This window comes from Stutzerimonas stutzeri, assembly GCF_024448985.1.
In the GTDB taxonomy this organism is placed as follows: Bacteria; Pseudomonadota; Gammaproteobacteria; order Pseudomonadales; family Pseudomonadaceae; genus Stutzerimonas; species Stutzerimonas stutzeri_AP.
The window spans coordinates 32,693-53,194 of the sequence record NZ_JAMOII010000022.1 but is presented as its reverse complement, the minus strand read 5'-3'; the positions used below and the strand labels follow the sequence as shown (position 1 = coordinate 53,194).

Below are 20,502 nucleotides of genomic sequence, written 5' to 3'. Positions count from 1 at the left end.
GAGGACGAAACACGATGCGCACGACAGCCTGGATTGCCCTTTCGCTGGGACTGCTCGGCCCGGTGGTGGATGCCGATACCCTTCGTGTGGTGACCGAGGACACCGCTTACACCTATCTACAGGATGGCAAGGTAGCCGGCCCCGCGTCCGAAGTGGTCGAGGCGACGCTACAGCGCGCGGGATTGCATGACTATCAGATCGGCCTGTATCCATGGGCGCGCGCCTATGACATGGCGCTGCAGGAGCCGGGCGTGCTGATTTATCTCATTGCACGGACATCGGAGCGTGAGGCGCTGTTTCGCTGGGTCGGCGAGATCATGCGCATCGAATATCACTTCTACAAAATGAGGGCGAGGGACGATATTCAGGTACCCGATCTGGAAGTGGCGAAAGCGTATCGGATCGGCGTGCTGCGCGAGGATGTACGCCACCATTACCTGCAGGCCAACGGCTTTACCAAGATCGTGGTGTCAGCCCACAACAGCGATAACTTCAAGCGATTGCTCAACGGCCAGGTCGACCTGGTGCCCATGCCGGAGCAGGACATAATCGCCCTATGTAACGAGGCCGGCGTAGATCCAGGAATGGTCGAAAAGGTCTTTACTCCCAACGCGTCAACGCGACTCTATATGGCCTACAGCCGGCGTACAGATGATGAAACTGTGTTGCGCACCCACGCGGCCTTCGAGCACCTACGGGCAGAAGGGGCGGTCGCGCGCATCATGGCGGGCCCGCACTGAGCCGATGCCAACCCGGGTTGCACGTAGGCTCTCTCAGCTCTGCAAATCGGCCAGCATCGCCGTCGCCACCGCTTCGGCAACCTTGATGCCATCGACGCCAGCGGAAAGGATGCCGCCGGCGTAGCCGGCGCCTTCACCGGCCGGGTACAGGCCGCGGGTGTTGATGCTTTGCAGGGATTCGTTGTCGCGTTTGATCCGCACGGGCGATGAGGTGCGGGTTTCGATGCCGGTGAGGATGGCATCGGCGCGGTCGAAGCCGCGGATCTGCTTGCCGAAAGCGGGCAGGGCTTCGCGAATGGCTTCGATCACATAATCAGGCAGCGACGGTGCCAAGTCGCCCAGGCGCACGCCGGGCTTGTAGGACGGCTCGACCTCGCCGAACGCGCTCGAAGCCTTGCCGCGGATGAAGTCGCCTACCAGTTGCCCCGGTGCGCAGTAGTCATTGCCGCCCATCTCGAAGGCGCGGGATTCCAATTGCTCCTGCAACTCGACGCCAGCCAGCGGGCCGCCGGGAAAATCCTCGTCCGGATTGATGCCGACGACGATACCGGCGTTGGCGTTGCGCTCGTTGCGCGAATATTGGCTCATGCCATTGGTGACCACGCGGTTGGGCTCGGAGGTGGCCGCCACCACGGTGCCGCCCGGGCACATGCAGAAGCTGTAGACCGCCCGGCCATTCTTGGCGTGGTAGACCAGCTTGTAGTCGGCGGCGCCCAATTCCGGATGCCCGGCGTACTTGCCCAGGCGCGCATTATCGATCAGCGATTGTGGGTGCTCGATACGAAAGCCCACGGCGAAGGGCTTGGCCTCCAGGTACACGCCGCGCTCGTGAAGCACACGAAAGGTGTCGCGCGAGCTATGCCCCAGGGCGAGCACGACGTAGCGGCTGCGCAGCTCTTCGCCGCCAGCCATGCGCACGCCCTGGATGCGTCCGTCCTCGATGATGAAGTCGACCACACGGCTGTCGAAACGCACCTCACCGCCCAACGTCTTGATTTCCTCACGCATGGTTGAAACCACGCCGGTCAGGCGGAAGGTGCCGATGTGCGGCTTGCTGACGAACATGATTTCTTCCGGCGCGCCGGCGCGGACGAACTCGTGCATGACCTTGCGGCCGTAGAATTTCGGATCCTTGATCTGGCTGTAGAGCTTGCCATCGGAGAACAGGCCCGCACCGCCCTCGCCGAATTGCACGTTGGATTCCGGGCTCAGGACCTTTTTGCGCCACAGCGCCCAGGTGTCCTTGGTGCGGCTGCGCACGTCGCGCCCGCGCTCCAGTACGACCGGTTTGAAGCCCATTTGCGCCAGCGTCAGCGCGGCGAACAGGCCGCACGGGCCGAAGCCGATCACCAGCGGCCGCTCGTTCAGCCCCTCGGGTGCCTGGCCGACCGGGTAATAGCCAGTATCCGGCGAGACTCGGATATTGCGGTCGTCAGCCAGGCGGCCGAGCACCTTGTCTTCGTCCGCGACGCTGGCATCGATGATGTAGACGAAGGTGATTTCGCTGTTCTTCTTGCGCGCGTCGTAGCTGCGTTTGAACACGGCGAAGTCGAGCAGATCGGTATCGCTGATCTTCAGTCGCGCCACGATGGCGTGGCGCAGGGCGTCGGCGGGGTGATCGAGCGGCAGTTGCAGTTCGTTGATGCGAATCATGGTGAGTCCTGGCCGGTGGCCCCGGCAGAGGTGGCGACGGCAGATCGATTCCCTGGCTATACAAGGCAGGCGAATCGGCGTGGTCGAGGGAAGGCGCGCAGTTTAGCCGCGCCGGTTGTGCCTGTCATTCATGCGCAACCGAACGCCGTACCAATGCCGCAGCGCGCCCGCCGTTCCCGACCTGCTTGACGTTGCGGGGGGTTATTGCAGCACGACCCGGGAATTGAGTCGTTGCAGCGGGCGGTTATTAGCGTGGCCTACCGCGTTTTTCAGCGCTTCGATCTGCTGTTTGGATGCGACGACAGGTTGTTTCAATACCAGCCAACGCACGCCCTCGGTGCAAGGTGGCGTGGTGAGCGAGCCGCTGAATCTGTAGTAATCCAGGTCGGTCGGTAGCAGCTCGGTGACGTTCATCATTGCGGCGATCGGCTGGGTCTCGCCCGCTTTAGGCGGTGTATCCCACAGACGAGCCAGCGCGGCGTTCTGCTCACCTTCCTTGAACATCAAGGCGATCACAGCGAGATTGCCTTCGTCGTCGGTGTGCACCAGATGGCCCTCGAGTGGATAGGACTGACCCTTGATATGGTTCTCGCTGGGCATGTGGAAGTGGAACTGCAGCAGTTCGTATTCGTTGCCGTCGAGTGTCAGCTGGCTTCCGGGCGCGTAGACCACCTGCACGGTATGCCCAGTATTGACCACCTCGCTCGTGCCGGCCTTGTAGTTCAGCCGCAGCGGTGCGAGGTCCGCCTCGACGAGGCCGTCGATATCGACCGGTGCCTGGTTCTTGCCCGAACAGGCGCCGAATTCCGGAGTCAGCGTGGCCCAGTTCTCCGGCCCCGCCTCACCGGAATAATCCCAATGAGTACCCGGCGTAACGGCGCCTGCGTGGGCGCACGCAAGCAGTACGCCAAGGCTCAATGCAGCTCTTTTCATGACAGGTCTCCAATTTATCTATGGGCATGCGAGCCCCGAACGGTCGTGGGCGCGCTCGGTCTCTGACAAGGCCAAACCAAGGTTGCTCGGCTGGCATGCGAAGTTGAGTTACCGATCTGACGGCGTCGCACTGGAAACGGACGAGCGCTGCAGCCGTCAGCTTGCCGCCTTACCGAGTGCCGTTCGAGCGGCGCTTTCCTGAACATTTGCGCTATCCCCTATACTCCGCGCCCATCCGAGCCGCCACTGTCATTGCCTGGATCACAGGATTCAGCGCAATCACGCATCGCCGCGCTCGCTCATACAAACGAAGTAAGGATCGTCCATGGTCAATAACGATGTGTTGCGCAGCCTGCGCTACATCCTCAACGTCGATGACGCGAAGATCGCCGAGATCACCCGTCTCACGGGCTGCGAGCTTCCCGATGCCGAGGCGGTGGCTTATCTGAAGAAGGAAGACGAGGCAGGCTACAAGCCCTGCGGCGATCGGATCATGGCGTATTTTCTCGACGGCCTGGTGATCCACAAGCGCGGCAGGGACGAGAGCCGTCCAACCCCGCCGATCGAGTTGCCAGTGACCAACAACATGGTGCTGAAGAAGCTGCGTGTGGCCTTCGAGTTGAAGGAGGACGACATACACGCGATCCTCAAGGCGGCCGATTTTCCCGTCTCCAAACCGGAACTCAGCGCGCTGTTCCGTAAGGCCGGGCACAGCAACTACCGGGTCTGCGGCGACCAGTTGCTGCGTAACTTCCTCAAGGGCCTGGCGTTGCGCGGTAAGTGATAGAACGAGCAAAGCCGTAACGGCTCGGCCCACCCTAACTCACTGGCAATAGCTTTGTAGGGTGGGCTTTAGCCCACCAATCTGCTTAACGGTGGGCTGAAGCTCACCCTGCGTCACTGCGCAACTTCTTCAAGGGCTTGGCGCTGTGCGGGAAGTGACCGAACGGCTTGCACGCCACGACTTTTGCGGGGCCGAAAAAAAAGCCCCGCCGTAGTAGGCGGGGCCCGTTGACTCTATGAGCCCTTAGTTCTGCACCATCGCAATGACACGATCACGCAACTGCGGGTCGCTCTGCACGGCCTGGTTGATGGCGTTGTATTCCTCGATGCTGAGGTTGTTATCCTCGACGCTGCTCATCATCTTCTCGTTGGCCTCTTGCTGTAGCTGCTGGGCCTCGGCTGGGTCACCGGTCTTCTCGAGCTTGGCGGTGAAGTCCTCGCGAATCTCCATGATTTCAGCCAGCGAATCGGCGAACTTCTCCAGCTTCTGGTCGCTGATGTCCGACGCCTGTATGGCCGGGGCGGGCTGTGTGGCCTGGGTGGCCTGTTGCGCCGACACCTGGGAAGCACCGGCGACCATGAACAGGGCGGCGAGGCTGGCGGAAACAAGGCGGGTTTTCAGCTTGGTCATGTTCGATATTCCTGGCTTCTGAAAGACGCAAGGAAAGGTGCATCACCCGTGCCAGCTTTAGCGCAATTGTTAACTAGTTGATTTATAAGCTTTTTGGCCGGCCGTCTTGTTCGCATCGACGCATCGGAGACGGCTCTGTATCGTGCCGAAATGGCACATGTAGCAGTTTGGCAAAGAACATCGACCCTACGCGGCGCGCTGCTGTTGAAGGTCGTGATCCCGCTGGTGGCGATCATGCTCGGCTTCAGTTATCTGCTGCTGTGGACGGTCGAGCGCAACAGCGAGCGGCGTTTGCAGGAGGAGGTCGAGCTGGTGGCGCGGGCGGTTCGGCTGCCGCTCAGCGACAGTCTGGAAAAGCAGCATGACCGCACTTCGCAACAGGTGCTGGAGTCGGTACTCGGCGTCGGCCGTGTATACGGCGCATATCTCTATGATCATCAGGGCGAGTTGGTGGCCTTTGCCGGAGCCATCGAGCCGGATCAGGATCAAACTTCGATCCAGGAACTGACCGCCGATGGAAAACGTCGTGGCGGCTATCAGCGCATCCGCGGGCGCGAGGTGTATTCCTATTTCGTGCCGCTCGAACAGAGCGGCGGGCGCATCAACGGCCTGCTGCAGGTCACTCGCCGCGGGACGGATTTCGAGCGTGACACACGCCGGCTTCGCGTGATCGCCGGCATTTCCGCTGCGGTCCTGGCGTTGGCAGCAGTCTGCATCGTCCTGCTCGGTCACTGGTCGGCGATCGGCAGGCATTTGCAACACCTCACGCAGAGCATGGCTCGGGTCGCTGCTGGTGACCGTCACCACCGTGCGCCGCGCAGTGGCCCGCAAGAGATCGCGGTGCTGGGTCGCGCATTGAATCAGATGCTCGACAGCATTGCCGATGCCGAACAGCGCATGGCCGAGCAAAAGGCGCGCGAGGCGGAGCTCGAAACCCGATTGCGGCGCACCCAGCAACTGGCCGCGGTGGGGCGCCTGGCAGCGGGTGTCGCTCATGAACTGGGCAGCCCGCTCAGCGTCATCGATGGCAAGGCGCAGCGCGTTTTGCGCAGCGACAGCCTGGAGGATACGCAACGTAAGGGCCTGCTGCAGATCCGCAGCCAGGTGCAGCGGCTGAGCCAAATCGTCCGGCAATTGCTGGACTTTGGCCGCGCCGCTGGCCTCCCGGCACGACGAATGCCCGCCGATGTACTGGCGCATTCGGCAGCCGCCGCGGTAACCGACGAGCTGGACGCGCAGAAGGTCGCACTTACGCTTGAGGCGCCGGCCACGGCACTGCATTGCGAGGTCGATCCGCCGCGCTTCGAACAGGCCCTGACCAATCTACTGCGCAACGCCGCCCAGGCCAGTCCGGGCGGCCGCGTGCTGCTGCGTTGGTGGCAGGAGGACGACTGTCTGCTGTTCCAGGTCGAGGACGATGGCCCCGGTGTGGCCGAGCAGCACCGCGCGGCGCTGTTCGAGCCGTTCTTCACCACCAAACCGGTGGGCAAGGGCAGTGGGCTCGGGCTCGCCGTGGCCCATGGCGTGGTGGCCGAATGTGGCGGCCGGATCGAATTGGTCGAAAGCTCGCTGGGTGGCGCGGCGTTTCGTATTTCCCTGGCGCTGGCTGATGAGGAGGATAAGGATGCAGCAGGATGACAGCGCGCCGCAGCGGGTGCTGGTAGTGGAAGACGACGACAGCCTGCGCCAGTTATTGGTCGAGGAGCTGGAAGACCGCGCGCTAATTGTGCAAGCCGTGGCCAGCGCCGAAGATGCCGTGCCGCTGCTGGAGAGCTGGGAGCCGGATCTGGTAATCAGCGACCTGCGCCTGCCGGGCGCCGATGGCATGGCGCTGCTGCGGCGGGTCAAGGCGATGCAGGCGGCGCCGGCGTTTCTGGTCATCACCGCGTTCGGCAGCATTCAGCAGGCGGTGGCGGCCTTGAAGGAAGGCGCCGATGAGTTTCTGACCAAGCCGCTGGATCTGGATCATCTTGGTCTCGCCGTTTCACGTGCGTTGGAGACCCGTCGGTTGCGCGGCGAGGTGCGGCGCTTTCAGCAGCTGCTCAGCGACGACCGCTTCCACGGCATGCTCGGTCGCAGTCGAGCGATGCGCGAGTTGTTCGACCAGATCCGCCAGCTGGCCCGCGCGGCAGGTCCCGTGCTGGTGATCGGCGAAAGCGGCACCGGCAAGGAGCTGGTTGCTCGCGCCGTGCATGCAGAAAGTGAGCGGGCGCAGCGGCCATTCCTGGCGATCAACTGTGCGGGCCTGCCGGCCGAACTGCTGGAAAGCGAATTCTTCGGCCACGCCGCCGGCGCTTTCACCGGGGCCAGTCGCACGCACAAGGGGCTGTTCCAGCAGGCCGACGGCGGCACGCTGTTTCTCGATGAAATCGGCGAGATGCCGTTGCCGCTGCAGGCCAAACTGCTGCGCGTGCTGCAGGAGGGCACCATTCGCCCGGTAGGTGGCGAACGCGAACTGAGCGTGGACGTGCGCATCATCGCCGCCAGCAACCGTCCGCTGGAGACGGCCGCCGGCCGCGAGTCGTTTCGCGAAGATCTGTTCTTCCGTCTGGAGACCTTCATCCTGCAGGTGCCTCCGCTGCGTGACCGCGAGGAAGATCGCGAGCTGCTTGCCGCTGGCTTCGTCGCGCACTTTGCCGCACGCGACGGGCGACCCGTGCGTGGCCTGTCGCGCACGGCGCTGGAGCAGCTCAGGCGCTATCCCTTTCCGGGCAACGTGCGCGAACTGCAGAACGCCATGGAGCGCGCGGTAACCTTCTGCCATGGGCGTGACATCGAGTTGGAGCATTTGCCGATGCGCATTGCCAGCTATCAGGAAAGCACGCCCGCAACCCGCGCCGACGAACTGCTCGGGCTGATGATCGACGGCCCGCTGCTGCCGACTCTGGACGAGCTGGAGATGCGTTACATCCGCCACGTGCTGGAGCGGGTCGAGGGCAACAAGCGTCGCGCTGCCGCCTTGCTCGGGATCGGTCGTCGCACCCTGTATCGGCGCCTGGGTGAGAAAGATCAGGACCCGGAGGAAGGCTGAGCCGTCAGCGACGCACACGCTGGAACGCACGCCGGGCAACTGAGTCGAAATCTCCGGTCTCGATGTGCTGGCCGCCTTCGGCGCTTTCACCTGCGACCCTTACATCGTTACGTGTGAAACCGATGGCCTGCTAGACTCCAAACTTCTCGCCAAATGCTCACGAGGTGCGGCGAGGCAATCCAACAACCAATAAGGAGTGAATCCATGAAAGGCAAATCCTTGGCATGGATATTTTCCGCCGCATTGGCGGGGACCGGTCTGAGCGGTGTGGCTCAGGCGCAAGAGCAATTCGTCACCATCGGCACCGGTGGCCAGACGGGCGTTTACTACGTTGCAGGCCAGTCGATCTGCCGTTTCGTGAACCGCAACGCTGAGGATCTCAAGTGCAACGCTCCAGCCAGCGGCGGCGGCGTGGCAAACGTCAACGGTCTGCGCAGCGGTGAGTTCAACTTTGGAATCATGCAATCCGACCATCAATACAAAGCGATGGAAGGCGTGGAGCCGTTCAAGAGCGAAGGCAAGATGGACGACATCCGTGCCGTCTTCTCGCTGCAAAGTGAAGTGTTCACCGTGCTGGCGCGCCGCGACGCCAACATCAAGAGCCTGGATGATCTGAAAGGCAAGCGCGTCAACATCGGCAACCCAGGTTCCGGTCAGCGTGACACCCTTGAAGAAATCATGAAGGAAAAAGGCTGGGACAAGTCGGCCTTCGCCCTTGCCGCCGAGCTCAAGCCGGCCGAGCAGGCCAGCGCACTGGGTGACAACAACATCGATGCCATGACCTACTTCGTCGGTCACCCCAATGGCGCGATCCAGGAAGCCACCACGACCGTCGACGCGGTTCTGGTACCGATCACCGGACCGGAAATCGACAAGCTGCTGGCGGACAAGACGTATTACACCAAGGCAGAAATCCCAGGCGGCATGTACAAGGGCAACGACAGTGCCACACAGTCCATCGGCGGCAAGGCGGTGCTCTCCACCACCTCCAAGGTCGATGACGAAGTGGTCTACAAGCTGGTCAAGTCGGTGTTCGAGAACATCGAGCGTTTCCAGCGTCTGCACCCAGCTTTCAAGGATCTGAAGCCGGAAGACATGATCAAGGTTGGTCTGTCTGCGCCCTTGCATGATGGCGCTGCGCGCTACTACAAGGAACGAGGCTGGATGTAACGGCTTTCGGGCTTGCTGCATCGCCGTGGACGGCCACCCGTCTGCGGCTTTCGCCTGAAAACCCGTGTGCTTAATGCCACGGGTTTTCGCAGTTTCCGTTCCCTGAAAAAACAGGCCTCATTTCATGCAAGACAACCATCTTTCCACTGAAGAGCTGGTCGCCAAGGACGTCGGGGCGCGCCTGCCGGCCGGCGCGATGGCGAAGCTGATAGCGGGCCTGGCCCTGCTCTGGTCGCTGTTTCAGCTGTGGATCGCTTCGCCCTTGCCCTTCATGCTGCGCATCGGCGTGTTCAATAACACCGAGGCACGCTCGATTCACCTTGCGTTTGCCTTGCTCCTCGCGTTTCTCGCTTACCCGGCATTCAAACGATCGCCGCGTGATCGGGTTCCGCTGATCGATATCGCGTTAGGGTTGATTGCGGCCGCTAGCGCTGGATATCTATTCATCGCCTATGAGCAGCTTGCCCAACGCCCCGGCAACCTGACCACCATGGATCTGGTTACGGCATGCATCGGCATTCCATTGTTGCTGGAAGCCACTCGTCGCGCGCTTGGCCCAGCCCTCGCCGTGATTGCCCTGATATTTCTTGCCTACAGCCTCGCTGGTCCTTACATGCCGGGTCTGTTGGCGCATCGAGGCGTGAGTTTCACTGCGCTGGCCAACCATCAGTGGATCACTACTGAGGGCGTGTTCGGTATCGCCTTGGGGGTCTCCACCAGTTTCGTGTTCCTGTTCGTCTTGTTCGGTGCGCTGCTCGAGCGCGCCGGCGCCGGCCACTATTTCATCCAGTTGGCCTTCAGCATGCTCGGCCATTTCCGTGGTGGTCCGGCCAAGGCTGCGGTGGTGGCGTCAGGCATGACCGGTCTGATCTCAGGCTCGTCCATCGCCAACGTCGTGACCACCGGCACCTTTACCATTCCGATGATGAAACGCACCGGGTTCTCTGCTGAGAAAGCCGGTGCGGTGGAAGTCGCCTCGTCGGTGAACGGCCAGATCATGCCGCCGGTCATGGGAGCTGCGGCCTTCCTCATGGTCGAGTACGTCGGCATCCCCTACGTCGAGGTGATCAAGCACGCGTTTCTGCCTGCGCTGATTTCCTATATCGCATTGGTTTACATCGTCCATCTGGAGTCGCTCAAGCTAGGCCTCACGGCGTTGCCGCGGGCGAGCGTTGCCAAGCCATGGATGCAGCGTCTGATCGGCTTCGCCTTTGGGGCTGCGCTGATATCCGGCTTGTCGCTCGCGGTCTACTACGGGTTGGGCTGGCTCAAGCCTGCACTGGGCGATGCCGCGATCTGGGTGATCGGCGCATTGCTGGCAGTGGTCTATGTGGCATTGCTGAAGGTTGCCGCAAGCAACCCACCGCTGCCCGCCGAAGATCCAAACGCCCCGCTGGAGAAACTTCCTCAAACCCGTCCGGTGCTGCTCTCGGGCCTGCACTTTTTGCTGCCGGTGGTTGTGCTGGTCTGGTGTTTGATGGTCGAGCGGCTGTCGCCCGGGCTGTCTGCATTCTGGGGCTCGGTGATGCTGGTGATCATTCTGCTGACTCAGCGCCCGCTGTTGTCGATGCTGCGCAAGGATGGCAGTCACCAGCACGGTACCTTCATGGACGGCGTGGTCGACCTGCGCGAAGGCTTGATAGCCGGTGCTCGCAACATGATCGGTATCGGCATTGCCACAGCGGCGGCCGGTATCATCGTGGGCGCGGTGTCGCAGACCGGTGTCGGGCTGGTGCTCGCCGATCTGGTCGAGCTGCTGTCCATGGGCAACCTGATGCTGATGCTGCTGCTGACGGCGTTCCTCAGCCTGATCCTGGGTATGGGGCTGCCTACCACCGCCAACTACATCGTTGTATCCAGCCTGCTGGCGCCTGTGGTTGTGGCACTTGGGCAGCAGAGCGGCCTGATCGTACCGCTGATCGCCGTGCATCTGTTCGTCTTCTACTTCGGCATCATGGCTGACGTCACGCCGCCAGTGGGGCTAGCCTCGTTCGCGGCTGCAGCCGTGTCCAAGGGCGATCCCATCAAGACGGGCGTTGTGGCGTTTTACTACAGCTTGCGCACCGCGGCGCTGCCGTTCCTGTTCATCTTCAATACCGATCTGCTGCTGATCGATGTGGATTTCTGGCATGGGGTCGTGATCTTCATCATCGCAACTTTGGCGATGCTGATCTTCGCGGCGGGCACTCAAGGCTATTTCCTGGTTCGCAGCCGCTGGTATGAAAATATCCTGTTGCTGCTGACCGCCTTCACCTTGTTCCGTCCAGGCTTCTGGATGGACATCGTGCATGATCCGTACCGCGATATTCCGCCGACCGAGCTGGTGCAGGCGCTGGAAATGGTTGAAGAAGACAGCCAGCTGCGCCTGCGGATTAGGGGTGAAGATGCTGTAGGCGACGTGCGTGAGTTCAGCTTGCTAGTTGCGATTCCGGACGGTGAAACCGGCGAGGAAAAGCTGGAGAAGCTGGGCCTGATGACCTACGAGGAGGACGGCAAGGTATTGGTCGATAGTGTGACCTTCGGCAGCCCGGCCGCCGAATTAGGTCTGCAATTCGATCAGGAAATTCTTGCTGTACGCGCACCTACCGATCGCTGGGCCAAGGAGTGGATGTGGCTGCCCGCTCTACTGCTGTTTGGCCTGGTGGTGTGGATGCAACGGCGACGCAAGCGGGACTAACCGTTCCGCGCTACTGACCAACCCCGGCCATGCCACGCATCGCCGGGGTTTTTTACGGGTGCCGGTTGTCGAGGTCCGTGGCAAGCGGGCGCTCAGGGTGTCGGCGCCGTCAGGCTGGTTTCCCGGGCAGCTGATGCTTGGAGACCGCTGTTTTACGTGTGGCCAGCGCTTCGCCTGTGGGACGGGGCTTACCGCTGCCGGGTCCTTCGAGCGCCGCGTAAGCCGCGCTGCAGAACAGTGAGTTCAGACGCTTCATGTCCGCAATCAGCTCCAGGTGTGCTGCGCTTGTCTCGATGCTTTCCACCACTTGCTGATGCAAGCGGTGCACGTGGGCATGGGCCAGTTCGCGCTCGCGCTTGCGAAACTGGCGCTTCTGCTGCAGCAATTGGCGTGCACTGTGAGCGTCACCGGACAGGAATACCGATAACCCCAGGCTGAGGTTGGCGCTGAGTAAGGCATGCAGCTGACTGAGCTCCTCCAATCCGCTGTCAGAGAACGAGCGCCGCTTGGACGTCTTGATATTTTGCACCTTGCCCAGCATGTGTTCGATGATGTCGCCGGCCTGCTCCAGGTTGATCGCCAGTTCGATGATTTCCGCCCAGCGCCGGCTTTCCTGCTCGGCCAGGTCTTCGCGGGGCATTCGCGCCAGATAGAGTTTCACCCCGCTGTAAAGCGCATCGACGTCGTCGTCCAGCCGGCGAATTTCTTCGCCCGGTTCCGGCCGGTCCTCCCGCAACACTTCCAGCAGGCGCGCCAACATGGTTTCAACCAGATCGCCGATGCGTAGGGTTTCGCGCGTGGCATAGGCCAGGGCCAGCGTCGGGGTATCCAGTGCAGTGGGATCGAGATGGCGCGGCTGAGCGATGCCGCCATCCAGCACACGTTCCGGCAGCAGGCGCTCGCATAGCCTGGCCATCAGGCCCACCGTGGGCAGCAACAGCACGCAGCGCGCCGTGTTGTAGGCCAGGTGAAAGGCGATGACTTGAGTTTGCGCGCTGTAGCCGAGGGTCGCCATCCACTCGACCAGCATTGGCAGGAAGGGCAATACCACCAGCCCGGCGAGCTTGTACAGCAGATTGCCCAGCGCCACGCGGCGAGCGGATGCCGGTTGCACGGTGGCGTTGAACCAGGCCAGCACGCCACTGCCGACGTTGGCGCCGATCACCACGCCGAGCGCCACCGGCAGGCTGATCAAGCCGGCGCTGGCGAGGGTCGCGGTGAGCAGCACGGCGGCGAGGCTGGAATAAGAGAGCACCGCGAATAGAGCACCCACGACAACCGCCAATAGAGTGTCGCCGGCCAGCGATGAGAACAGTACGCGCATGCCGCGCGCTTCGGTGATCGGCGCGGCGGCCTGGACGATCAACTGCAGCGCCAGGATGATCAGGCCCAGACCGATCAGTACACGCCCGAGCTGGCCGGCGCGGGTCTGCTTGCGCGACAGGAATAGGCAGACCCCTACGAGGGTGAACAACGGCGACAGCCAGGACAGGTCGAGCGTCAGCACCCGCGCCATCAGCGCCGTGCCGACATCAGCGCCAAGCATGATCGCGAGGGCTGTGGGTAGAGCCATCAGCCCCTGCGCAACGAATGAGATCGCCAGCAATGCCGTCGCGTTGCTGCTCTGTACCAGTGCGGTGACGCCGATGCCGGCGGTGAAGGCCATCGGCGCGTTGGCCATGCTGTGGCCGAGCATGCGCCGCAGATGCGAGCCATAGACCCGCATGATCCCGGTCCGCACGATATGCGTGCCCCAGACCAGCAAGGCGATGGAGGAAAGCAGGTGCAGCAACGTCAGCATGTCGGACCGTTCTCCAGCAACCCGGCGAGCGGCAACGACGAAGGCTGCGCCGAACCGGCACAGGAAAGCTCGCGGGATATCCGGTTGACCCTCGCGCGGTAACGCCGTTCAAGTAATTGTCATAGTGAGAGGCGCGACGCAGGTTGTCGCGAGGCCGGCACACGATGACGCGGTCACTCGCTAGCCGGGCGGGTGGTCTGTAACCTACCCACTTCGCTTTTCAATGGTCTGCCCATGCTCAGTCTCTACCACGCTCCCGACCTGGAAACCCTCGGCGAACTGGCGACCACCTTGCTCGCCCAACCGCTGAGCGATCCGTTCGCCCCGGCACTGGTAGTGGTGCCGAGCCAGGGCATGGGCCGCTGGCTCACTCTGGAGCTGGCGCGCAAGCAGGGCATCGCCATGCAGCTGGAAATACAGCTGCCGGCGAAGTTCGTCTGGGACCTGAGCCGCACGGTGCTGGGCAGCCTGCCGGAGCAATCGGCATTTTCCCCTTCGACGCTGACCTGGCGCCTGTACGGCTGGCTGTGCGAGCCGGCCAATCTCGAACTCGCGCCGCGCCTGGCACAGTATCTCGACGGGGGCGACGAACGACGGCGGCTGTCGCTGGCGGCAAAGATCGCCGACGTCTTCGACCAGTATCTGCTCTACCGCGACGACTGGCTGGCCGCCTGGGAACGTGGCGAAACGCAGGACCTCGGCCCCGACGAAGCCTGGCAGGCACTGCTCTGGTGTGAGCTGACCAAGGACGGCCACCCGCATCGCGCACGGCTGCTCGGCGACTTGCTGCAACGCCTCTACAGCGACGAGCCCTTGCCCGGCCTGCCCGAGCGCCTTCTGGTATTTGGCATCAGCAGCCTGCCGCCGCATCACCTGCGTGTGCTGGACGGTCTGGCCCGGCATATCGACGTGGTGGTCTGTGCGCTCAACCCGAGCCGAGAGTCCTGGGGCGAGATTCGTGATATCCGGGAACTGGCGCGCCAGCCCGAGAGCGGCGCCGATGACTGGTATCTGGACGTGGGGCATCCATTACTGGCGAGTCTGGGTAAACAGGGTCGTGACTTTTTCGATTCGCTGTTTAGCCTGGCGGCCAGCGAGGGCAGCCAGGAGATCGGCCTGTACTCCGAAGACGAAGACTTGCATGACGACAGCCTGCTGCATGCCTTGCAGAACGACATCCTGCGCCTGCGCACCCGGTTGCCCGAGGAGCGCCTGAAGCTCGCCGAGGACGACCGCTCGCTGGAGGTGCACATCGCTCATTCGCCGCTGCGCGAGGTGGAAATTCTCCACGACCAGCTGCTGGCGCGCTTTGCCGCCGACCCGGCGCTGACGCCGGATCAGGTTGTGGTGCTGACTCCGGATATCGAGCGCTACGCGCCCTTTATCGAGGCGGTGTTCGCCCCGCGCGAGGGCAGCCCGCGGATTCCCTACAGCCTCGCCGACCGTAGCCTGCGTGCCGAAGTGCCGCTGATCGAGGCCTTCCTTGAACTCCTGTTGCTGGCGCAGAGCCGTTTCGCGGCCGAGGAAATCCTCGCCTGGCTGGAACAGCCGGCCATCGCCCGCCGCGCCGGCATCGAAAGCGAGGACCTGCCGCTGGTGCGTGACTGGCTGCGCGAAGCCGGGGTGCGCTGGGGCCGCGACGGCAGCCAGCGCGCACGTCTGGGCCTGCCGGATGAGTCCGCCTTCACCTGGCGCCAGGGGCTGGACCGGCTGCTGCTGGGATTCGCCGCGCCGCCTCAGCTGGCCGGCGACAGCGCACCGCTGCTCGGTGAGCATTGGCCGCTGGACGCCCTCGAAGGCGCGCGCGGGCAGTTGCTCGGAAGGCTGGTGGAGTTCGTCGAGCGGCTTGGTGCTCTGGCCGACCAGCTGGCTCGACCGCGTCCGCTGGCAGAGTGGGCGGATGACCTGCAAGCGTTGATCGATACGCTGTTCGACGAGCGCGAGGCCGGTGAGACCCTGTTGCTGCTGTCCCAGGCCTGTGCCGCCTTGCGTGAGCAAGCCTTGGCCGCCGACCTGGCGCGGCCCATCGAGCTGGAACTGGTGCACCAGCAGCTCAGCGCTGCCTTGCAGCAGGGCGGCGGCGCCTCGGGCTTTCTCACCGGTGCGGTGACCTTCTGCACCATGGTGCCGATGCGCAGCCTGCCGTTCCGGCTGGTCTGCCTGCTCGGGCTGGACGATGGCGCCTTCCCACGACGCACGCCGCCGTCGGGCTTCGACCTGATCGGTCGGCACCCGCGCCGTGGCGACCGGGCTCGACGTTTGGACGATCGCTACCTGCTGCTCGAAACCCTGCTTTCGGCGCGTGAGTCGCTGTACCTGTCCTATGTCGGCCGCGACCCACGCGACAACGCCGTGTTGCCGCCCTCGGTGCTACTCAGCGAAGTGCTCGAAGCGGTGGACATGACCGCGGTGTTGGCCGACGGGTCGCGGCCGGCCAGCGAGAAGATTCTCGTCGCCCACCCGTTGCAGCCGTTCTCACCGCGCAATTTCGATCACGCAGCCTGCGCCGGTTATTCGCTGCCTTGGTTCCGTGCCGCCCAGCGTCTGGCAGAACCCCCGCAGTCACAGGCACAGCCGTTCGCCAGCCTTCTGGCCGAGCCGGACGAAGCCTGGCTGACCATCGAGCCGTCGCAGCTGCTGCAATGCTTTCGCCATCCGGCGCGCTTTCTGCTCGAGCAGCGCCTCGGTTTGCGTCTGGCCGATGACCAGGAGGCCCTTGCCAGCGACGAGCCCTTCGATCTGGAAATGCCCGCCTGGAACGGCCTGCGTCGACTCTCGCTGCAAGCGATGGAACATGGCTGGAGTGATGAGGAGGAGCGGCGCATGGCCTGCGCCGCCGGCTGGCTGCCTACCGGCGAACTGGGCCAGGCGCTGTGGGGCAAGCTGCGCGGCCCGGTGCGTGCCTTCGCGCCGCGCCTGTTCGAGCTGCGGCCGGATGCGGTGCCCGAGCCGCTGCCGGTGGACATCACCCTGGCCGGCGTGCGCGTGCACGGCTGGCTCGACGGCGTGACCCCGGCTGGACTGTTCGGCTGGAAGCTCGGCCGGCTTGGCGAGTGGGATCTTCCGCCGTTCTGGCTGCGTCACCTCTTGCTCAACCTGTCCGCGACACCCGGCATCGAACGCCACAGCCTGATGCTCTCACCGGCCAGCGACTGGCAACTGGGCCCGCTGGCCAATGCTGCCGAGCTGCTCGAGCCTTGGCTGGCGGCTTATCGCTGCGCCATCCGCGAACCGCTGCCGCTGCTGCCGCGCAGCAGCCATGCCTTCGCCAAGGGCTACCGCAAGCCGGCCCGTGGGAGTGAGCCGCTCGACTGTGCACGCAAACGTGCCCGCGAAGCCTGGCTCGGTGCCGAATTCAGTCCCATCGCTGCCGAGTCGGAAGACCCCTGGAACGCACTGGCCTTTCGCGACCGCGATCCACTGGATGCGCGTTTCGAAGCCCTGGCCGAACAGCTCATTGGCCCGGCGCTGGATGCCCTGGCCGACGAGGAGGAAGACCAATGAAGCTCGACCTGCTTGATTCGCCCTTCGATGGCCGCTCGCTGATCGAGGCCAGTGCCGGCACTGGTAAGACCTGGACGCTCACCGCGCTCTACGCCCGCTTATTGTTGGAGCGGCAATTGTCGGTCGGCCAGATCCTTGTCGTGACCTACACCACCGCGGCGACCGCCGAGCTGCGCGAGCGCATCCGCGCGCGTCTGGCCGACCTGCTGGCCGTATATGACGGCACGCCGAGCGACGACGACTTTCTCAATCGCCTGCATGCACGTTACCCGGACGAAGCCTCGCGTCGCCGCCTGCTGCTGGCCGTGCACGGCTTCGACGAAGCAGCGATCTTCACCATCCACGGCTTCTGCCAGCGCGCCCTGCAGGACGCTGCCTTCGAGGCCGGCGGTGACTTCGACAGCGAGCTGACCGCCGATGACCGCGAGATCATCGACGCGCTGCTCGCTGACGCCTGGCGCAGCGAACTGGCCGATGCCGATCCAGCCTGGGCGCGCTTCCTCGCCAAGAGCCGGATCACGCCGGTCTGGTTAAGACAGCGGTTACGCAGCCATCTGGGCAAGCCTTATCTGCGGGTTGAGCCACAAGATATGCCGGTTGCAGCCGACCTGCGGCCGGTCGAAGCGGCCTGGCAGCGGGCCGCAGCGCTGTGGCACGAGGCGGGCACCGCCTGGGTCGCCGAGCTCCAGGCGCATGGCGGGCTCAGCCAAAGCACTCACAAAAGCATCAAGTTCACACCGTGGCAGACTGAACTGGACGCCTATTTCGCAGACCCGGCGGTTATGTTCGATCTGCCCGACGGTGCCGCGAAGTTCGGTGTGCGCGCTTTGAGCAAGGCCTGCAAGAAGGGCTTCGACGCGCCGGTGTGCGAGCTGGCCCATGCGCTGGACGAGCTGGCCGATCAGGTCGCTGAAGCGCTGCCGGCGGGCAAGCAACGGCTGATCGCCCTGCAGGTCGCTCTGTTGGCGCGACTGAACCGCGAGCTGCCGGAACGCAAGGCGGCACAGCGGTTGCTGGCCTTCGATGACCTGCTTAATCGTCTGGATCTGGCACTGCAAGGGCCGGTCGGGGATGACCTGGCCGCCTCGCTGCGGACCACCTATCCGTTGGCGCTGATCGACGAGTTTCAGGACACCGACCCGATCCAATACGCCATCTTCAACCGCATCTATGCCAAAGGCAGCGCTGCATCATTGTGCTTCGTCGGCGATCCCAAACAGGCGATCTACGCCTTTCGCGGCGCGGACCTGGCGACTTACATCACGGCACGCAATCAGGCCGACCGCCCCTACAACCTGCCAACCAACTACCGCTCGACCCCGGAGCTGATCGCCGCTCTGAACCAGCTGTTCAACCATCCGCAGCCGTTCGCCCAAGACGATCTGCAGTACCCATCGGTGGGCGCGGCACAGAAACCGCGCGCCAGCCTGCGCCTGGTGGAAGAGGGCGAAGCCGCGCCGTTGTCGCTGGTTTGGCTGGGCGATGATCCGCTGGGCAAAGGCGAGGCCTCGCAGTTGGCCGCGAGCGACACTGCCCGACGTATCGCCCTGCAATTGGCGGCCGCAGCAGAAGGCCGCGCCGGTTTTGACAAGGATGGCGCGTTCACCCCACTCAAGGGTGGCGACATTGCCGTGCTGGTGGCCAATCACCGTCAGGCAGGGTTGATTGCTGACGAACTGTCCGCGCGTGGCGTGCCCAGTGTGCGCCGGGGGCGCGACAGCGTCTGGCGCAGCGAAGAGGCCGCTGAACTCGCCGCGGTCTTGGCCGCATACGCCGAACCTGGCCGCGAGGGCGTGCTGCGCTATGCGCTGGCCACGCGTCTACTGGGCCGCAGCGCTGCCGATCTTGCACGCTGCCAAGATGATCAGCAGCAGTGGGACGCCGAGCGAGAAGCCGCCGAGCGCTACCACCAGCTTTGGCAGCAGCAAGGCTTCATGCGCGTCTTTCGCGCGTGGCTCGATGAGCAGGCAGTGGCTGAACGGCTGCTGGCGCGCGTCGATGGCGAGCGCCGGCTGACCAATCTCTTGCACCTGGGCGAATTGCTGCAAGCCGAAAGCCTGCTGCGGCCGGGACTCGAACCGCTGCTCGCCTGGTTCAATGCCCAGCGCAGCAGCGAAGGGGCCGTCGAGGAAGCCCTGTTGCGCCTTGAAAGCGATGCCGAGCGGGTGCAGATCGTCACTATCCACACCAGCAAGGGCCTGGAATACCTGTTGGTGTTCTGCCCGTTCCTCTGGGACGGCAAGCTACTTGGCAAGAACCGCGACAGCGCCCGTTGCCACGATGCTGACGGTCAGCCGTTGCTGGACCTGGGTAGCGATGCGCTGGACGACCATCTCGAACGCGCTCGCGAGGAAGTGTTCGCCGAACAGCTGCGCCTGACCTACGTCGCGCTGACCCGGGCCCGCGACCGGCTCTGGTTGCATTGGGGGCCGGTGTGCCTGTGCAAGCCGAAGAAGGATGGCAGCCTGGCCGAAGAGGGTCTGCACAGCAGCGCCCTGGCCTGGCTGCTGCACGGGCGCGAGCTTCAGGGTGCCGAGCCGCTGACCGAGCTGGGCAACCATCTGGCCGACTTCAACGGTGGCAGCCTGCGCCTGGCCATCGAACGCCTGGTCGGGCAAAGCGATGGCCGCATGGCCTGCCTGCCATTCGAGCAGCGCGAAGCCAGTGCACAAGGGCCGGGGCGCGCCGCACCGCCCGCGCACTTGTCGCACCTCAACCGCAGCCTGCACAGTGCCTGGCGTATCGGCAGCTTCACCGGTTTGGCGTCGGGCATGCACATGGAGGCGCCCGATCGTGACGCACTGGCGATCCCCAGCGCTGGCGAACCGGGCAGTGGCTTCTACGCCTTTCCGCGCGGCGCGCGGGCCGGTACCTGCCTGCACGCCATTCTCGAAGATTGGGCACGCGGCAAAGGTGAACTGCCCGAGCTGGTCGAGCCGGCGTTGCAAGCCTATGGGTTGCCGCTGGAATGGAAAGACATCGCCACCGCGCATCTCCAGCAAGTACTGGAGACCGACTTGGACGGCGAAGGTCTTACGCTTGCCACGTTGCAGTCGGCCAGGCGTCTGCCTGAATTGGGCTTTACCTTTCCGGTACGGGATCTGGACGTGGCGCGCCTGCGCACGCTGCTCACCGACCCGGCCAACGGCCTGGCTGCGCCCCTGCGCGAAGCGGCGGCGCGATTGGAATTCGACAACCTCAAGGGCTTTCTCAAGGGATTCATCGACCTCACCTTCGAGCACGAGGGGCGGTGGTACATCGCCGACTACAAGTCCAATTGGCTGGGGCCGGATGCAACCTATTACGGTGGCGAGCGGCTGCTACAGGCGCTGGCTGGCGAGCATTACTACCTGCAATACCTGATCTATCTGGTGGCGCTGCGTCGCTTCCTGCGCCAGCGCCTGGCCGAATTCCGCGACGAGCAGCTGGGTGGTGCGTTCTATCTGTTCCTGCGCGGCATGCCCGAGGCAGGCGTGTATTTCGCCCGCCCGGACGATGCGCTACTCGATGCGCTGGACCGGTTGTTCGAGGAGGGTAGATGATGCGAGAAGCATGTTCTGTGAAGCGAGGCGAGAGGTC

General features: G+C 63.8%; 12 protein-coding genes. 8 read left to right on the top strand and 4 right to left on the bottom strand.

The window, feature by feature from the left end:
- Window positions 1-14: 14 nt before the first annotated feature.
- Complete coding sequence (locus tag NA647_RS17550) at window positions 15-740, top strand: substrate-binding periplasmic protein (protein ID WP_256058840.1); 726 nt, start codon at window positions 15-17, stop codon at window positions 738-740.
- A 33-nt stretch (window positions 741-773) separates the two neighbouring features.
- On the opposite strand, the gene NA647_RS17545 is transcribed toward NA647_RS17550, so the two are convergent.
- Window positions 774-2,393 carry an NAD(P)/FAD-dependent oxidoreductase gene (locus NA647_RS17545; RefSeq protein ID WP_256058839.1) on the bottom strand — a complete coding sequence of 540 codons (1,620 nt, stop codon included), beginning with the start codon at window positions 2,391-2,393 and terminating at the stop codon, window positions 774-776.
- Window positions 2,394-2,594: 201 nt separating this feature from the next.
- Entirely contained in the window at window positions 2,595-3,326 is a 732-nt protein-coding gene (locus NA647_RS17540) for a carbonic anhydrase (RefSeq protein ID WP_256058838.1), read from the bottom strand.
- A 325-nt stretch (window positions 3,327-3,651) separates the two neighbouring features.
- On the opposite strand from NA647_RS17540, the gene NA647_RS17535 reads away from it, so the two are divergent.
- Window positions 3,652-4,110 carry a DUF1456 family protein gene (locus tag NA647_RS17535; RefSeq protein WP_256058837.1) on the top strand — a complete coding sequence of 153 codons (459 nt, stop codon included), beginning with the start codon at window positions 3,652-3,654 and terminating at the stop codon, window positions 4,108-4,110.
- A gap of 243 nt (window positions 4,111-4,353) precedes the next feature.
- Here the strand turns inward: NA647_RS17535 and NA647_RS17530 are convergent, their stop codons facing one another.
- Complete coding sequence (locus NA647_RS17530; RefSeq protein ID WP_256058836.1) at window positions 4,354-4,740, bottom strand: DUF4168 domain-containing protein; 387 nt, start codon at window positions 4,738-4,740, stop codon at window positions 4,354-4,356.
- Window positions 4,741-4,890: 150 nt separating this feature from the next.
- Here NA647_RS17530 and NA647_RS17525 point away from each other — a divergent pair, with 150 nt between their 5' ends.
- The 4 genes from NA647_RS17525 (at window position 4,891) to NA647_RS17510 (ending at window position 11,618) form a co-directional block, all read left to right on the top strand.
- Window positions 4,891-6,378, top strand: a complete 1,488-nt coding sequence (locus NA647_RS17525) for an ATP-binding protein (RefSeq protein WP_256058835.1) — start codon at window positions 4,891-4,893, stop codon at window positions 6,376-6,378.
- Entirely contained in the window at window positions 6,365-7,771 is a 1,407-nt protein-coding gene (locus NA647_RS17520; RefSeq protein WP_256058834.1) for a sigma-54-dependent transcriptional regulator, read from the top strand. The genes NA647_RS17525 and NA647_RS17520 overlap by 14 nt, the downstream gene beginning before the upstream one ends.
- Window positions 7,772-7,975: 204 nt before the next feature.
- A complete protein-coding gene (locus tag NA647_RS17515; protein WP_256058833.1) occupies window positions 7,976-8,941 on the top strand; it encodes a TAXI family TRAP transporter solute-binding subunit in 966 nt (321 codons plus the stop codon).
- A gap of 124 nt (window positions 8,942-9,065) precedes the next feature.
- Entirely contained in the window at window positions 9,066-11,618 is a 2,553-nt protein-coding gene (locus tag NA647_RS17510) for a TRAP transporter permease (RefSeq protein WP_256058832.1), read from the top strand.
- A gap of 109 nt (window positions 11,619-11,727) precedes the next feature.
- On the opposite strand, the gene NA647_RS17505 is transcribed toward NA647_RS17510, so the two are convergent.
- Window positions 11,728-13,419 carry a Na/Pi cotransporter family protein gene (locus tag NA647_RS17505; RefSeq protein ID WP_256058831.1) on the bottom strand — a complete coding sequence of 564 codons (1,692 nt, stop codon included), beginning with the start codon at window positions 13,417-13,419 and terminating at the stop codon, window positions 11,728-11,730.
- Between the two features lie 234 nt (window positions 13,420-13,653).
- On the opposite strand from NA647_RS17505, the gene recC reads away from it, so the two are divergent.
- The gene (gene recC, locus NA647_RS17500; protein WP_256058830.1) at window positions 13,654-16,923 is read left to right on the top strand and encodes an exodeoxyribonuclease V subunit gamma; all 3,270 of its coding nucleotides are present in this window, start codon (window positions 13,654-13,656) and stop codon (window positions 16,921-16,923) included.
- A complete protein-coding gene (gene recB, locus NA647_RS17495) occupies window positions 16,920-20,465 on the top strand; it encodes an exodeoxyribonuclease V subunit beta (RefSeq protein ID WP_256058829.1) in 3,546 nt (1,181 codons plus the stop codon). The genes recC and recB overlap by 4 nt, the downstream gene beginning before the upstream one ends.
- Window positions 20,466-20,502: the final 37 nt, after the last annotated feature.

Coding starts and splice junctions, on each gene's coding strand:
- NA647_RS17515 (WP_256058833.1), top strand. CDS start 7,976: ATGAAAGGCAAATCCTTGGCATGGATATTTTCCGCCGCATTGGCGGGG.
- recC (WP_256058830.1), top strand. CDS start 13,654: ATGCTCAGTCTCTACCACGCTCCCGACCTGGAAACCCTCGGCGAACTG.
- NA647_RS17550 (WP_256058840.1), top strand. CDS start 15: ATGCGCACGACAGCCTGGATTGCCCTTTCGCTGGGACTGCTCGGCCCG.
- NA647_RS17540 (WP_256058838.1), bottom strand. CDS start 3,326: ATGAAAAGAGCTGCATTGAGCCTTGGCGTACTGCTTGCGTGCGCCCAC.
- NA647_RS17535 (WP_256058837.1), top strand. CDS start 3,652: ATGGTCAATAACGATGTGTTGCGCAGCCTGCGCTACATCCTCAACGTC.
- recB (WP_256058829.1), top strand. CDS start 16,920: ATGAAGCTCGACCTGCTTGATTCGCCCTTCGATGGCCGCTCGCTGATC.
- NA647_RS17525 (WP_256058835.1), top strand. CDS start 4,891: ATGGCACATGTAGCAGTTTGGCAAAGAACATCGACCCTACGCGGCGCG.
- NA647_RS17530 (WP_256058836.1), bottom strand. CDS start 4,740: ATGACCAAGCTGAAAACCCGCCTTGTTTCCGCCAGCCTCGCCGCCCTG.
- NA647_RS17505 (WP_256058831.1), bottom strand. CDS start 13,419: ATGCTGACGTTGCTGCACCTGCTTTCCTCCATCGCCTTGCTGGTCTGG.
- NA647_RS17545 (WP_256058839.1), bottom strand. CDS start 2,393: ATGATTCGCATCAACGAACTGCAACTGCCGCTCGATCACCCCGCCGAC.
- NA647_RS17520 (WP_256058834.1), top strand. CDS start 6,365: ATGCAGCAGGATGACAGCGCGCCGCAGCGGGTGCTGGTAGTGGAAGAC.
- NA647_RS17510 (WP_256058832.1), top strand. CDS start 9,066: ATGCAAGACAACCATCTTTCCACTGAAGAGCTGGTCGCCAAGGACGTC.